Raw genomic sequence first — 13,946 nt, 5'->3', positions numbered from 1 at the left:
AACGAGTAGACAAGGGGACATGACAGCCGCACCGACCGACCAGGCGCTCCACCGGGAGGCCACGCCCCCGACCGCCCCACCGCTGCCCGCCGCGTGCGGTCCGCTGTCGGACGCGGTGATCGTGGCGCTCTCGACGGGGCGCACGGACGGCCTGCCACCGGTTCCGGCGGACACCGACCCGCTTGGTCGCGATCTGCAGCTCGCGCTGTACACCCTGTACGAGCTCCACTACCGGGGCTTCGCCGGTGTCAACCCGGAGCTCGAGTGGGAGCCCGACGTCCTGCGGATGCGCAGGGACCTCGAGCGGCTCTTCCTCGACCACCTTCGTTCGGCCGTCGAGCCGGGCGACGACCCCGTGGCCGAGATGGACGCGCTGTCGGTGGAAGCGACCTCCGGCACCGGCCCGTCCTGGTACTTCAAGGACGAGGGCTCCTGGGATCAGATGCGGGAGTACTTCGCCCACCGGTCGCTCTACCACCTCAAGGAGGGCGACCCGCACGCGTTCGCGATCCCGCGGCTCCAGGGCCAGGCCAAGGCGGCGTTCGTGGCGGTCGAGTTCGACGAGTTCGGCGGCGGTCGCGGCGAGCGCGTGCACCAGCAGCTGTGGGCGGACCTCATGAGTGCCGCCGAGTTGGATCCGACCTACCTCGGGTACATCGACAGGGTGTCGGCCGAGACGCTGTCGACGGTGAACCTCATGTCGATGTTCGGGCTCCACCGGTCGCTGCGCGGCGCCGCGATCGGACACTTCGCGGCCATCGAGATCACCTCGTCGCCGGGGTCGGCGCGTCTGGTGGCCGGGTTGCGGCGGATGGGCGCCCCCGAGGAGTGTGTCCACTTCTACGCCGAGCACGTGGAGGCCGACGCGGTCCACGAGCAGGTCATGCGCCACGACGTGGTGGGCGATCTGGTGCGGCGCGAACCGGAGCTGGCCGCCGACGTGGTGTTCGGCATGCGCACGCTCGACCACCTCGACGAGTTGGCCGCGGAGAAAATGCTCGCGGCGTGGAAGCGCGGAGAGTCCTCGCTGTTGCCCTGACAGCCTCCCGGCCAGTTACCCGGCGAGCCGCCTGCCCCACCGCTCCGGAAAATCCGCTACTCCGAATCGGGATCCGCTATGCGCATTGGGGTAGCAGATCCCTATTCCGAGTAGCGGATTCGCGGCGGGCGGCGGGCGGCGGGCGGGGGCTGGGGCAAGCCCGGGGTCTGGGCCGGGGCTCCGCTCAGTCGTCGTCGGGGGACGTCCCGGTCGACCGCACCTTGCGCCGGTGACTCGTGTCGCACAGCGGGTAGGTCTTGCTGCGTCGGCACGTGCACACCGCCACCATGAAGCGGTCCGAGCACACGCGCTCGCCGTCGGGGGTCGTCAACTCGACCGGGCCCTCGACGAGCATCGGGCCACCGGGCACGATCCGCACCCGCCGGGCGTCAGCGGCGGTCAACGCGGATCACCACCAGCTCCTCCTCGCGTCGCCCGGGCTCGAGCAGGCCGGCGGCCTCGAGTCGCTCCGCGTAGGACGTCATGACGGGGCCGAAGTCCACGATGCGCGTGGCGACCGACCGCGCCGTGAAACCGGCCTCCTGGAGTCTGCGGATTGTCTGCGGGGGGTCGGAGAACTCCGAGTGCACGATGAGCATGCTCCCGCCGGGCGCGACGAGGTCCGGGGCGAGATCACACAGCTGGTCCAACACCACCCGGCCGTTCGCGCCGGCGTCCCACGCCCGGTTGGGACCGGTGCCCTCGAGCGGGGCGTCGGAGGGGACGTAGGGCGGGTTGGAGACCACCACGTCGAAGGGCCCGGCCCGGCGGGCGTCGTCGAGGGTGCCGAGCCGGACGTCCACCCGCACCCCGGCCCGCTCGGCGTTGCGCGTCGCGCACGCCACGGCGGCGGGGGAGATGTCGTAGGCGAGTACCTCCCGGGCGCCCTTGATCGCGGTCTCGATCGCAAGGATCCCGCTGCCTGTACAGATGTCGAGGACTCGCTTGCCCGCGACCAGATCGCACTGGTCCAGCGTTTCGCAGATAAGCCAGGAGTCGTCCTGGGGCGCGTAGACACCGTCGTCGACCTCGATATGGGTGAACCGGGTCTGGGTCATCGGGGCCTCCGGTTGATCTTCGGGACAGTTGTTGCCCAGTCAATCTGCGCAGCGCGCCACCTGCAACCGGATGAGGCCCCGCCGGGTGCCGGACGGGCTGCGGGGGAAGCGGGGGAAGCGGGCGATGCGGGGGAAGCGGGCGGGCGGGCCCTACTGCCAGTAGAGTCCGCCGGGCACGTCGCCCCCACCGGTGAGGCGGCAGGTGAGCACGGCGCCGTCGACGCCGGTCACCGCGAGGCCCTCCTGTGCGCACGGGCCGCCGGGTCGGGCCTGGCCGGTGGCATCCGCGACGCCGCCCCCGCCGGGATCGGCGCCGGCCTGCGGCAGCCACAGTGGGCCGGCCCCGCCGGGGTCCTCGGTGCAGAACAGGGCGGACCCGTCCTGGGCCTGCGCGACCTCTCCGAGCATCTGGCAGGGTCCGCCGGTGCCCACGACGTTGGCGGGCAGTTGTGTCGCGGGCGCCGCGGCGACGGGCGGTGCCGGCGCGGGCGGTGCCGACACGGGCTCCGCGGTGTCGGAGGCCGTCGTGGTGGGAGCCGGGGTTGATGACGACGACGAGGTGCTCGTCCGCGTCGTCGGCGACGGGGCGATGCCGTCACCGGAGTCCGCGGAACAGGCCCCGAGTACGACACCGGCCGCCATCGCGAGTGCGATGACGGCCGGGGCACGGCGACGCCCGGTGGCGGTCTGGGGGTGGTTCGTCGCTGTGCGGTTCATACGATCCCTCTGCTGCGCTGGTCAGGCCCCGATGATGAAGGCCTCGAGCTCGGCGCGGGCCTTGTCGTCCGCCATCTGCTCCGGCGGCGACTTCATCAGGTACGCCGAGGCCGGCAGGATCGGTCCGCCGATACCGCGGTCCTTGGCGATCTTGGCCGCGCGGACGGCGTCGATGATGATGCCCGCCGAGTTGGGCGAGTCCCACACCTCGAGCTTGTACTCGAGGTTGATCGGGGCGTCACCGAACGCGCGTCCCTCGAGACGAACGTACGCCCACTTGCGGTCGTCGAGCCACTCCACGTAGTCCGAGGGGCCGATGTGGACGTTGCGGTCGTGGATCTTGTCCTTGAGCGATCCCTCGAGGTTGGAGGTCACCGCCTGGGTCTTGGAGACCTTCTTGGACTCCAGGCGGTCGCGCTCGAGCATGTTCTTGAAGTCCATGTTGCCGCCGACGTTGAGCTGGTACGTGCGGTCGAGCGCGACGCCGCGGTCCTCGAACAGCTTGGCCATGACGCGGTGGGTGATGGTGGCGCCGACCTGGCTCTTGATGTCGTCACCGACGATCGGGACGCCGGCGCTGCGGAACTTCTCGGCCCAGACGGGGTCGGACGCGATGAACACGGGGAGGGCGTTGACGAACGCCACGCCGGCGTCGATGCAGCACTGCGCGTAGAACTTGTCTGCCTCCTCCGAGCCGACGGGCAGGTAGCTGACCACGACGTCTACCTCGGCGTCGCGCAGCGCCTGCACCACGTCGACGGGCTCGGCGGCGGACTCCTCGATGGTCTCGCGGTAGTACTTGCCCAGGCCGTCGAGGGTGGGTCCGCGCTGGACGCTCACGCCGGTCGGCGGTACGTCGCACAGCTTCAGGGTGTTGTTCTCGGAGGCGTTGATCGCCTCGGCGAGGTCCATGCCGACCTTCTTGCCGTCCACGTCGAACGCGGCGACGAACTCCACGTCACTCACGTGGTAGTCGCCGAACTTGACGTGCATGAGGCCGGGGACGGTCTGGTCGATCGCGGCGTCCTTGTAGAACTCGACGCCCTGCACGAGCGAGGACGCACAGTTGCCGACGCCGACGATCGCGACGCGCACCTTCTGGTCGGTCATTGGGGTTCTCCTTGTGATGGGTTCTCTGTCCGGATGAGTTCGTTGATCCAGCGCAGCTCGCGCTCGCTGGTCTCCAACCCGAGCAGCGTCAGTTGCCGGGCGTAGCGCAGCTCGGAGGGTCCGGTGCGGGTGGCGGCGTCCCGCTGGCCCTCGCGACGCTCCTCCAGCACCCGGCGCCGTCCCTCGAGCAGTCGCACCCGGGCGGGCCCGGGCGTGCGGTCGAAGAACGCGAGGTGGACGCCGAAGCCGTCGTCGGTGAACGACGCCGACGCCGGCTCGTCGAGCAGGGCGGCCAGCGTCTCCTTGCCGCGGGTGGTGATGCGGTAGGTCTTCCGGCCACGTCGCGCGGTGGCGGGCGGGCGCGTCGCGGTGGCGGCCGAGGAGTCCTCGACGATGTCCCCCTGCTGCTGGAGGCGGCGCAGGGTGGGATAGAGGGAACCGAAGGACACGGTCCGGACCGTCCCGAGCATTTCCGAGAGTCGCTTGCGCAGCTCGTAGCCGTGCATCGGCCGCTCGTCGAGCAGCCCCAGGATGGCCAGTTCGAGCACTCCGTCTCCCCCTTCCCGCGAATCGTGCCTGCACGTCGTGCGCCTCGTGTCATGCGACGGACACCGACTGTACACCCGCTGATGTATCAGGCCGATATACCGAGGTGTGGCATCGATCCGACGTGTCGCGGGCCTCGCCGCGGCGCCCGCGGGGCTCGGTCCGGCCCGGGCCCGGGACGGGGGCCGTAGGCTGGACGGCGTGGACCAGGCCGACTCCCGCTCCCCGCGACCCGGCCCCCCGCCGGGGCCCGAGGACCCCACCGGCCGTGCGGCGCTCCGGCGTCGACGGGTGGTGGACTTCGCCCTGCGTCGTCGCGGTGTCCTGGGGGGCCTGCGCGAGGGCGCGCTCTCGCTACGCGAGGTGTGCGACGCGGACGTCTACCTCCTGCGCGCCGCCGGTTTCCACGGCGCGGAGACCGAGACGGTCTGCCCGGTCTGCCGCAAGGAGAACCTCACGGAGGTCTCCTGGGTGTTCGGTGACGACCTCGGGACCGCGTCCGGCTCCGCGCGCGGGGAGGACGAGATCGCCCAGCTCGCGCTGACCCACGACGGGTTCACCGTCCACGTGGTGGAAGTCTGCCGGAGCTGCTCCTGGAACCACCTCATCCTCTCCTATGAGGTGGGGCTCACCCCGGGCACCGGAAAGGGCGTGCGACGGGCGGCGCGGGAGCTCCGGCGACACCACTGACGCCCACCCGGAGCGCCCGGCGGGGGCCGGGGAGTACAGAATCCGTCGCGATTTCGTACACAATGGTCGCCAGAGCACCGCAACCGGGGGACTCCCGGGCCAATCGGGTCGGCTCGCAGGAGGGTAGAACATGACGCAGAGTGGCAGGACGAGTCGATCCGCCGACAAGGACCGGGGAACCAACCCGGACCGGCCCGGCTGGGCCCGTCGCCATCCGGTCTGGACGACGGTGATCCTCCTCGCCGTCGTCGTCCTCGTGATCCCCCTGGCCATCGCGGGCGTGATGTACAACCGCACCGAGATCCCGAGCGCGGGCAGCGTCCGCACCGAGCAGATCTCCGAGATCTACTCCAGCGACGGCACCACGATGATCGGCCGCATCGTCCCTCCGGAGGGCAACCGCACGCTCATCGCGCTGGACCAGGTGCCGGTGCACGTGCGCAACGCCGTGATCGCCGCCGAGGACCGCAGCTTCTACACCAACGAGGGGTACGACCCCACCGGCATCGGCCGCGCGGTGATCGGGCAGATCACCGGTGAGTCCGGCGCGGGCGGCGGCTCCACCATCACCCAGCAGTACGTCAAGAACACGATGGTCGGCGACGCGCCCACCTACGAGCGCAAGGCCAAAGAGATCATCATCGCGGCCAAGATGACGAACGAGTGGTCCAAGGACCAGATCCTCGAGGCCTACCTCAACACCATCTACTTCGGCCGCGGCGCCTACGGCATCGCCGCCGCCTCCACCGCGTACTTCAACAAGCCGGTCGAGGCCCTCACGATCGAGGAGGGCGCACTGCTGGCCGGCGTCATCCAGTCGCCCTCCGCGCTGGACCCGCTCAACAACCGCCAGGCGGCGGAGGGGCGCTGGAACTACGTCATGGACGGCATGAGGGAGATGGGCGCGATCGACGCCCAGCAGCGCGGAAACGCGGTGTTCCCCCAGGTCGTCGAGGACCCGCAGGCCATCGAGCAGAACGTCGGCGACCCGAGCAACGGGCCCATCCGCCGCCAGGTGCTGGCCGAGCTCGCCCTGGCCGGGATCGACGAGCAGATGCTCAACACCCGCGGGCTGAAGATCACCACGACGATCGACCCCCGGACCCAGGCCGCCGTGGTCGACGCGGCGCGGTCGAACATGCAGGGTGAGAGGCCGGAGAACCGGACCGCCATCGTGTCGATCAACCCCAGGACAGGCGGGGTGATCGGGTACTACGGCGGCGAGGAGGCCGAGGGCTGGGACTACGCCAACGCCCCCCTGCAGACCGGTTCGACGTTCAAGATCTTCGGCGTCGCCGCGGCCCTCGAGCAGGGCATCGGTCTGGGTACCCAGATCTCGTCCGCGCCCGTGACCACGGGCAACGTCACCGTCACCAACGTCAACGGTCAGTCCTGCGGCTCGTGCTCGCTCTCCCAGGCGCTGCTGATGTCGCTCAACACCTCCTTCATCCGGCTCCAGCGGATGCTCGACAACGGCGCGAACGACGTCCGCGACATGGCCCACCGCGTCGGCATCCCCAAGCAGATCCCGGGCCTGCCGTGGGAGACGCTGAGCGAGCAGGGCGAGGATCCCTACGACGGCCTCATCCTGGGCCAGTACCCGATCCGCGTGCGGGACATGGCCACCGGCCTGGCGACCTTTGCCGCGGAGGGCGTCCACCGGCCGACGCACTTCATCGAGAAGGTCGAGACCGCCGACGGCGAGGTGCTCCTGGACAACTCCTCCGTCGAGGGCGAAGAGGTGGTCGACGCCGACGTCGCCAACAACCTCACCTCCGCGATGCAGCCCATCGCCGCCTACTCCAACGGACACTCACTGGCCGGCGGACGGCCCTCGGCCTCCAAGTCCGGCACCACCCAGCTCGGCGACAGCGGCTACAACAAGGACGCCTGGTTCGTCGGCTACACCCCGTCGATCGCGACCGCCGTGTGGGTCGGCACCGACGACAACCAGCCGCTGCTCAACGCCTGGGGCGGGACGATGTACGGCGCGTCACTGCCTGCCGACATCTGGAAGTCCGCGATGGACGGCGCACTGTCGGGCACGGACTGGGAGAGCTTCCCCGAACCCGGGTACATCGGGGGCCAGGCCGGCGCGTCCCAGTGGGAGTCCTCCGGCAGCAGCTCGGGCACCACGGACGGGACCGACTCCGGTGACTTCACGCCCGAGCCCAGTGCCGCCCCGGCCCCGGCCGAGCCCGCGCCGGCGCCCCAGGCGCCCGGGCCGCTCACGCTCCAGGTCCCCGGACTGCCGGAGATCGTCATCCCGGGAGCCGGCGCCCCGGCCCCCGCGCCCGCCCCGGCCCCCGCACCGGAGCCCGCACCGGTCCCCGGTGGCGGCGGCGCCGGCGGCGGCGCCGGAGGAGGCGCCGGTGGAGAGGCTGGGGGAGGCGACCCGGGCGCCTGACGCGCGGTGGTCACGTCGCCCGACGGCTGCCGCCGCCCCGGGCCGGATGGCGATCGCCGTGGGCCCGGGTGCGAAATGCCGTGGACTAGGGTGTGACCGTGCAGAGCAACGGCCACATCTCCCCGCTGCCGCTCGACGACGACCTCCGTTCACTGGGGCCGCACGAGCGGGTCCGCCCGGGTGACGGGGCCGCCGAAGAGGCCATCGCGGCGTGGGGCGGGCCGGTCGGTCGGCACGCGGTGGTGGGTCGTCAGCGGGTCTGGACCCCGCTGCGCGTGATCATGCTGTTCGCCGTGATCTTCCTGGCGTTCGGCTTCTTCTCCAAGGCCGCCTGCCTGGAGACCACCCATCCCGGCGACGGCTCCCAGCCGGGCCTCAACTGGGACGGCCGTCAGTACTACAAGGCGTGCTACGCGGATCCGCTGCCGCTGTACTCGGCCGAGGGGTTGGACACCGGCGCCCTCCCGTACAAGTACATGTGGGTCGCCGACAACGGTGAGGTCCGCTACATGGAGTACCCGGTGTTGTCCGGGATGTTCCAGTACGTCACGGCGCAGGCGGCCCAGGCCTGGCACGCCCTCTTCCCCGGCGGCCTCATCGAGGTGGCCAAGTACTTCGTCCTGGGCAGCGTCCTGCTCGCGCTGGCGTGGATGATCGCCGTGTGGGCCACCTACCTTTCCGCGGGGCGCAGGCCCTGGGACACGCTGATCATGGCGACCAGCCCGCTCATCATCTTCCAGGCCTTCACCAACTACGACCTCATGGCGGTCGCGTTCGCCTCCGTCGCCCTGTTGCTGTGGGCCCGCCGTCGCCCGGTCTGGGCGGGGGTCGTGCTGGGGCTCGGCGTGGCCGCGAAGCTGTACCCGTTGTTCCTGTTCGGCGCCCTGCTCGTGGTGGCACTGCGTCGCAGACGTTTCGTCGAGCTGGGCAAGGCGGCCGCGGCGGCGGTGGCGGCCTGGTTGGCGGTGAACCTGCCGGTCATGATCCCGTTCCCCCAGGGCTGGCGTGAGTTCTTCCGCCTCAACTCCGACAGGCCCGCCAATCCCGAGAGCATCTACGCGGTCATCCAGACCCTCACCGGTTGGCAGGGATTCGACGCGGCCCGCGCGGCGGGCGAGGCCCCCGCGACCCTCAACCTGGTGTCGCTGGTGTTGTTCGCGCTCGGCTGCATCGCGGTGCTGGTCATCGGACTCACCGCGCCCGTCACCCCCCGGGTCGCGCAGCTGGCGTTCCTCATCGTGGCGTTCTTCCTGCTCACCAACAAGGTGTGGAGTCCGCAGTACTCGCTCTGGCTGGTGCCCCTCGCGGTGCTCGCCGTTCCCCGCGTGCGGCTCCTGCTGCCGTGGATGGCGTTCGACGCCCTGCTCTGGGTGGCCCACATGTCGTACTTCCACGGTGTGGACAACAAGGGGATCGGCGCGGAGGTATTCCACCCGCTGGTCCTGGTCCGCGACCTGCTGGTCGTGGCCGTCTGCGCGGTGGTCATCCTCGAGATCTACCGGCCCCACCTGGACCGCGTACGCATGACGCACCAGGGCACACCCGACGGCCCGGACCCGCTGGCCGGGGTGCTCGCCGATCCGGACGAACCCCTGGTGACCGCGCCGCGTGCCGCCGGCGATTTCCCGTCCACCGCTGGTGCCCGGTCTTCTGCTGGTGCCCTGTCCGCGGCCGGCGAGGCGTCACCTGCGACCGTTGCCCCGGCGACGACCCCGACCGACACTGCTGACGCCCCCCGAGAAGAGGACGCCACCCCATGAGTACAAGCTCCATGATCTGGATGTTCGTCTGCATCCTGATCGGATTCATCTGCATGGTCACCGCCGCCGGCGGCTACCGGGCGGGGTGGCGCCAACCGGTGTGGATCGGCTGGACGGTGGCGGCGTTCCTGTTCCTCACCGTGATCCCGGTGTCGCAGGCGCTGACCATCGGCCTCCAGCACGGCTGACCGGCCCGACCCCGGTCAGCGGCCGCCGGCCCAGCATTGGCCTCCCCCGGCCGGCCTCCCCCGGCCGGCCTCCCCCGGCCGGCCTCGCCCGCCGGGGGAGTGGGCTGCTCGGCCGACTCGGGGCCCGTGCGGACACTCCACCAGCACACCCCTCGCCGGATACGCTGCCTCTTTGACCTACGCTGCGGGAATGTACGCCTCAGAGGGGGTTGTGCTGGGGCGATGCACCAAATTCGGCGCGTAAGCCAACGAGCCAGCGCATCCCGGGCCGGTTACGCTGCCCGGCTGCCCGGCCGGCCGCGCTGGCCCAGTGCCCGGCCGGTCGGCGGCCCGGCAATCCCGCAGCGGGACCCGCTCAGCCGCACAGGTCGAACGGCTCGGTGTCCGGGAAGTGCCGGTCCCACTCCTCATCGGTGAGCTGCACGCCGCCGGCGCAGGCCTCGCTCACCACCCGGTCCGGGTCGAGCTGCCACATCCACATGGCGCCCTCGACGCCCACCGCCAGCAATCCACCCGTGGGTGAGGCGCTGCGGCCCTGGTAGAGCAGTGGATCGGTGGTCGACCCCAGCACCGCCCACGGCCTCGGCTCGGCCGGGTCGGACACGTCCACCACGGTGACCTGCCCGGTGCTCGAGGTGATCAGGAGGAGATCGTCGTCGGCGGAGAAGGCGGTCCAGTAGATCTCCCCGGGCGGCGCGGTGAACGAGGACAGCTCGCGGGGCGTCGAGGCGCCGGAGACGTCCCACAGCCGGATCGTCTTGTCGCCCCCTGACGTGGCCAGCAGTGGCGAGTCGTGCGCGTACCCGGCTGAGGGCGAGGCGCCGATCCCGGTGGTGAGCCGGTGCGCGACGGCCGGTCGGTCGGGGTCGGTGATGTCGAGGATGACCGTCTCGGGCCCGAGCGTCGGCACGACGAGCCGGCCGGAATCGGCGGAGAACTCGGCGACCACACACGGGTCCGGCAGCGGTACCGTCACCCGGAGTTCGGGACGCGTGGGGTCGGTGACGTCGACGAGCCCCAGGTCGGGACTGGTGTCGCTGCACACGGCGAGGGTGCGCCCGTCGGGGCTGAGCGGGCTGGCCACCACCACGCCGGAGGTGACGGGCAGGCGGGCGACCGACCGGGTGGCCGGCCCGAACGGCGCGGTGAACACCTGCACGCCGCCGTCGGCGAGCCCGGCGTAGACGACGCGACCGTCCGGGGACATGGCCAGGGATCCGGAGAACCGGGTGCCGGCGTCGGGGATGACGCGGCCGGTCTCGCGCGGGACGGGGCCGGTGGTGTCGACGACGGTGTGGTGCAGTTCCGCGGCGGTGACGCCGAGGACCCCGGTGGTCCGATCCGCCGAGGACGCTGTCTGGAAGATCGAGTTGGATTCCGACGCGGCCCCCAGGCGGTCCAGCGGCCAGAGCCGGACCAGGCCGTCGACCGAGTAGGTCGCGAGGTGGTCGGAGTCGGTGAACCGGACGCCTGTCGCGACCTGGGAGGCGGGCAGTTCGGTGAGCATCTGACCGGCGCGGTCGTAGACGCGGACCCGCTCGTCGGATCCGGCGGCGGCGAGCCGGCCCCGGTCGTCGAAGGTCACGTCGTTGACGTAGGCGTTCCACCCGGTCAGCGGGGGCAGTGGGCGGGCGCTCTCCAGTGCCCCGGCGCCGCTGCCGTCGACCTGCCAGCGCTGCACCGTCCGGCCGGTGGTGCCGGCGGCGATCCGGGTGCCGTCGACGTTCACGGCGAGGGACATGGGCAGGGCGTCCGGGCCGGTGTCGAGGGCGGGCCCGCGCCGGCCGCCCCCGTCCGCCCCGGCGTCGAGCAGCGTCTTCACCCCGGCGGTGCGGTTGGCGAGCAGCAGGGTCTGCGAGTCGGGCAGCCAGGCCAGCGACTCGACGGGCTTGGCGACCTCGGCGCCGGGGTCCGGGACGGCGATCCGGGCCCGCTGGTCGGTGACGGCGGGCGCCCCGCCGCGCATGTCCAGCGGCCATCGCAGGACGCGCCCGTCCCCGGTACCGGCGGCCAGGGTGGTGCCGTCGGGGGAGAAGGCGACGGAGTGGAACGGCCCGGCCTGCTGCTCGAGGACCGTGAGGACCTCGGGGGCGGCGGGATCGCGGAGGTCGACCAGTTGGACCCCGCCCTGCCCCGCGACCCCGAGGACGGAGCCGTCCGGAGAGAGGTCGGCGGCGTACAGTTCCTGGCGCTCACCGGCGCCCGGGACGAGCGTGGCGAACGCGTCGGGGTCCCCGGCGCGGAAGATCCGCAGGACGCCGTCCGAGCTGATGGAGGCGACGCCGGCGCCGTCCGGCAGCGCGACGACGCGTCCACTACCGGGTGCGGCCTCGAACCGCAGCGGCACGTCGGCGCGGCTGGTGTTGAGCAACGCCGACCGCGCCTCGGTGGTGGGTCGGATCCGGTAGGCGGCCAGGGCCAATGCGCGGCCCAGGCCCGGGTCGCGGGCGAAGGCGGTGGTCGAGGAGACGGATCCGGAACGGGACAGGGCGACGTCGCGGGTGTGCCGGGCGTCCGCGCCGGCCCGGAGTGCGACACCACTCGCGACCAGGGCCAGTACGGTCACCACCGCCAACGACGCCGCCAGCACGGTCAGGGTACGGATGCGTGTGCGGTCCCGCCGGGCCACGGACCGGTGATGGGATTCGGCGGCGGCGAGGAACTGCCGCTCCGATTCCGCCAGGTGGGCGTTGGATCCGTCCTCGTCGTCGTCCCTCCACCTCACGTAGTCGGCGGTGGCCGAGGCGGGGGGCAGCGCGGACTCACTGCGCCCCGACCCCTCCCAGTCGACGGCGGCGGAGCGGATACGAGCGAGGGTCCGCAGGCCCTCGCGATCCGCGTCGATCCAGTCGACCAGGCGCGGCCACGAGGAGAAGAGGACCTCGTGGGTGGGGGTCACCGCCTCGCCGTCCACGGTGAGCAGGCCCGCGTGGGCGAAGGGGGTGGCGACGACGAGGAGGTCCTCGGACAGCTCGGCGAGCGGGGCGTGGCGGCGGACGGGACGGGCGGAACGGACGTCGACCAGCCGGAGGAACAGGGTCCTGCAGGCGGCCCGGCCGGCCGGATCCAGTTCCTGGTAGACGGACTCGGCCGACGCGCGGACGGCGCCTTCCACCCCGCCGGAGGAGTAATAGTCGTCCACGGTGATCCGGCGCCGGCGGCTGCGCTCCCAGCACACGAGCAGCACGTGGGACAGCAGTGGGAGCAGGGAGCGCTCCCCGGCGCCGCCGTCGGCCGGGGCGACCGCGTCGAGCAGGAGGTTCACCAGCGAGGGTTCGACCGCGTAACCGAGGGAGCGGGCGGGCGCGACGATGATCTCTGCGAGCTCGTCGCGGCTGGGCGGGCCGATCACCACCGGGTCGTCGAGCGCGTCGCGCAGGACGGGCTCGGCGAGGGCGGCCTGGAAGAAGTCGGCGCGCAGGGCCAGGACCGTGGGGCGGCGGTCGGCAGCGCGGCCCGCGAGCAGAGTCAACACCTCGGCCCGGCGCGCGCCGCTGACCTCGTCCGCCCAGATCTCCTCGAACTGGTCCACCGCGAGGTGGCCCGCGGAGTTCGCGAGCTCGGCGGTGACCTCGTCCGGGCGCACGATCGCCACGGTCGAGCCCTCGTCGACCCAGCGCGGGGCGAGTCCGGCGGCGAGCAGCGAGGACTTGCCCGAGCCGGACGCGCCCACCACCAGCAGTGGTCGCATCCGCGACGCGGTGAGGCGGGACCGGATCTGCTCGATCTCGGCCGAGCGGCCGTGGAAGAGGGCGGCGTCGTCGCTGAGGTAGGACCGCAGGCCGACGTAGGGACTGCCCGTGTCATCGGGCTGGGGCACGGCCGTGCGGGGGGCCGGACGGTGGTCGGCCGGATCGGCCCCCGCCGGTGCGGTGGGGTCCGTGGGCGCGTCGGCGTCGCCGCCGGGTCGGGCGCCGTTCCGGCCGCGGCGGGGGGTGGGGCGGGGTCCCGGACGCATCCGGACCCGCTCGACGGCGGCCCGCCACTCGTCCGGGTCCCCGGCGGAGCCCGTGTCCCCGTCGACCCCGAGAAGTCGGAGCATCTCCACGAGCGTCGACTCACTGGCGCGCGTCGGGACGTGTTGTCCGGAGAACCAGCCCGACGCCGTTCCGAGGGTCAGCGAGGGGACCAGCCGCACGACGTCGCGGACCGAGAGTCCGGCCGCCACCCGGAGAGCGGTGAGCGCGGCACCGAGCTCCTCCCGAGTCATAATCTGAGAAACGGCTGATCGTCCAACGGCGGGCTCGTCGGCCCCGCGGGAGGTGTTCATGGTCAACATCGTACGGCCGGATGAGCGGCGTACGGAAGGGATTCGAAGGTCATGTGCTGGGGTTTCATACGAACGTGGGACGCAGCCGTACGGAGTTGTATGGACAACTCGGGGGATGTTCACCCCGTCACCGGGCGGCACCAGAATGAGTCGGAGTTCAT

Annotated in this window: 11 protein-coding genes; 5 read left to right on the top strand and 6 right to left on the bottom strand. The window is 71.9% G+C overall.

Annotated elements, in window-relative coordinates:
• The first annotated feature begins 19 nt into the window (after positions 1 to 19).
• The gene (locus L8M95_RS10250) at positions 20 to 1,039 is read left to right on the top strand and encodes an iron-containing redox enzyme family protein (RefSeq protein WP_260486048.1); all 1,020 of its coding nucleotides are present in this window, start codon (positions 20 to 22) and stop codon (positions 1,037 to 1,039) included.
• A gap of 184 nt (positions 1,040 to 1,223) precedes the next feature.
• On the opposite strand, the gene L8M95_RS10245 is transcribed toward L8M95_RS10250, so the two are convergent.
• From L8M95_RS10245 to L8M95_RS10225, 5 genes are all read right to left on the bottom strand, one after another.
• Complete coding sequence (locus L8M95_RS10245) at positions 1,224 to 1,394, bottom strand: CDGSH iron-sulfur domain-containing protein (RefSeq protein ID WP_260489221.1); 171 nt, start codon at positions 1,392 to 1,394, stop codon at positions 1,224 to 1,226.
• Between the two features lie 34 nt (positions 1,395 to 1,428).
• Positions 1,429 to 2,097, bottom strand: a complete 669-nt coding sequence (locus tag L8M95_RS10240) for a HemK2/MTQ2 family protein methyltransferase (RefSeq protein WP_260486047.1) — start codon at positions 2,095 to 2,097, stop codon at positions 1,429 to 1,431.
• Positions 2,098 to 2,247: 150 nt separating this feature from the next.
• The gene (locus L8M95_RS10235; RefSeq protein WP_260486046.1) at positions 2,248 to 2,814 is read right to left on the bottom strand and encodes a hypothetical protein; all 567 of its coding nucleotides are present in this window, start codon (positions 2,812 to 2,814) and stop codon (positions 2,248 to 2,250) included.
• 21 nt (positions 2,815 to 2,835) lie between these two features.
• A complete protein-coding gene (locus L8M95_RS10230) occupies positions 2,836 to 3,924 on the bottom strand; it encodes an inositol-3-phosphate synthase (protein ID WP_260486045.1) in 1,089 nt (362 codons plus the stop codon).
• On the bottom strand, positions 3,921 to 4,472 hold the full coding sequence (locus tag L8M95_RS10225; protein WP_260486044.1) for a PadR family transcriptional regulator: 552 nt from the start codon (positions 4,470 to 4,472) through the stop codon (positions 3,921 to 3,923). Before L8M95_RS10225 ends, L8M95_RS10230 begins: the two co-directional genes overlap by 4 nt.
• 289 nt (positions 4,473 to 4,761) lie before the next feature.
• On the opposite strand from L8M95_RS10225, the gene L8M95_RS10220 reads away from it, so the two are divergent.
• The 4 genes from L8M95_RS10220 to L8M95_RS10205 all read left to right on the top strand — a co-directional run bounded on the left by L8M95_RS10220 (position 4,762) and on the right by L8M95_RS10205 (position 9,515).
• Complete coding sequence (locus L8M95_RS10220) at positions 4,762 to 5,160, top strand: DUF5318 domain-containing protein (RefSeq protein ID WP_260489220.1); 399 nt, start codon at positions 4,762 to 4,764, stop codon at positions 5,158 to 5,160.
• A gap of 130 nt (positions 5,161 to 5,290) precedes the next feature.
• Positions 5,291 to 7,567: a transglycosylase domain-containing protein gene (locus L8M95_RS10215; RefSeq protein ID WP_260486043.1), complete on the top strand. Its 2,277-nt coding sequence runs from the start codon at positions 5,291 to 5,293 to the stop codon at positions 7,565 to 7,567.
• 92 nt (positions 7,568 to 7,659) lie between these two features.
• Positions 7,660 to 9,327 carry a glycosyltransferase family 87 protein gene (locus tag L8M95_RS10210; protein ID WP_260486042.1) on the top strand — a complete coding sequence of 556 codons (1,668 nt, stop codon included), beginning with the start codon at positions 7,660 to 7,662 and terminating at the stop codon, positions 9,325 to 9,327.
• Entirely contained in the window at positions 9,324 to 9,515 is a 192-nt protein-coding gene (locus L8M95_RS10205) for a hypothetical protein (RefSeq protein ID WP_260486041.1), read from the top strand. The genes L8M95_RS10210 and L8M95_RS10205 overlap by 4 nt, the downstream gene beginning before the upstream one ends.
• 355 nt (positions 9,516 to 9,870) lie before the next feature.
• Here L8M95_RS10205 and L8M95_RS10200 read toward each other — a convergent pair whose 3' ends face one another.
• Positions 9,871 to 13,725 (bottom strand): hypothetical protein, encoded by a 3,855-nt coding sequence (locus L8M95_RS10200; protein WP_260486040.1) that lies wholly within the window; start codon positions 13,723 to 13,725, stop codon positions 9,871 to 9,873.
• Positions 13,726 to 13,946 lie beyond the last annotated feature (221 nt).

This window comes from Dietzia sp. B32 (assembly GCF_024732245.1).
In the GTDB taxonomy this organism is placed as follows: domain Bacteria; phylum Actinomycetota; class Actinomycetes; order Mycobacteriales; family Mycobacteriaceae; genus Dietzia.
Note: the sequence above shows the minus strand (reverse complement) of the source record. Positions and strands in the feature narration are given on the sequence as shown.

Bases quoted from the DNA above. Each gene is read 5' to 3' on its own strand.
- L8M95_RS10250 (WP_260486048.1), top strand. From the start codon at position 20: ATGACAGCCGCACCGACCGACCAGGCGCTCCACCGGGAGGCCACGCCC.
- L8M95_RS10245 (WP_260489221.1), bottom strand. From the start codon at position 1,394: ATGCTCGTCGAGGGCCCGGTCGAGTTGACGACCCCCGACGGCGAGCGC.
- L8M95_RS10240 (WP_260486047.1), bottom strand. From the start codon at position 2,097: ATGACCCAGACCCGGTTCACCCATATCGAGGTCGACGACGGTGTCTAC.
- L8M95_RS10235 (WP_260486046.1), bottom strand. From the start codon at position 2,814: ATGAACCGCACAGCGACGAACCACCCCCAGACCGCCACCGGGCGTCGC.
- L8M95_RS10230 (WP_260486045.1), bottom strand. From the start codon at position 3,924: ATGACCGACCAGAAGGTGCGCGTCGCGATCGTCGGCGTCGGCAACTGT.
- L8M95_RS10215 (WP_260486043.1), top strand. From the start codon at position 5,291: ATGACGCAGAGTGGCAGGACGAGTCGATCCGCCGACAAGGACCGGGGA.
- L8M95_RS10205 (WP_260486041.1), top strand. From the start codon at position 9,324: ATGAGTACAAGCTCCATGATCTGGATGTTCGTCTGCATCCTGATCGGA.
- L8M95_RS10200 (WP_260486040.1), bottom strand. From the start codon at position 13,725: ATGACTCGGGAGGAGCTCGGTGCCGCGCTCACCGCTCTCCGGGTGGCG.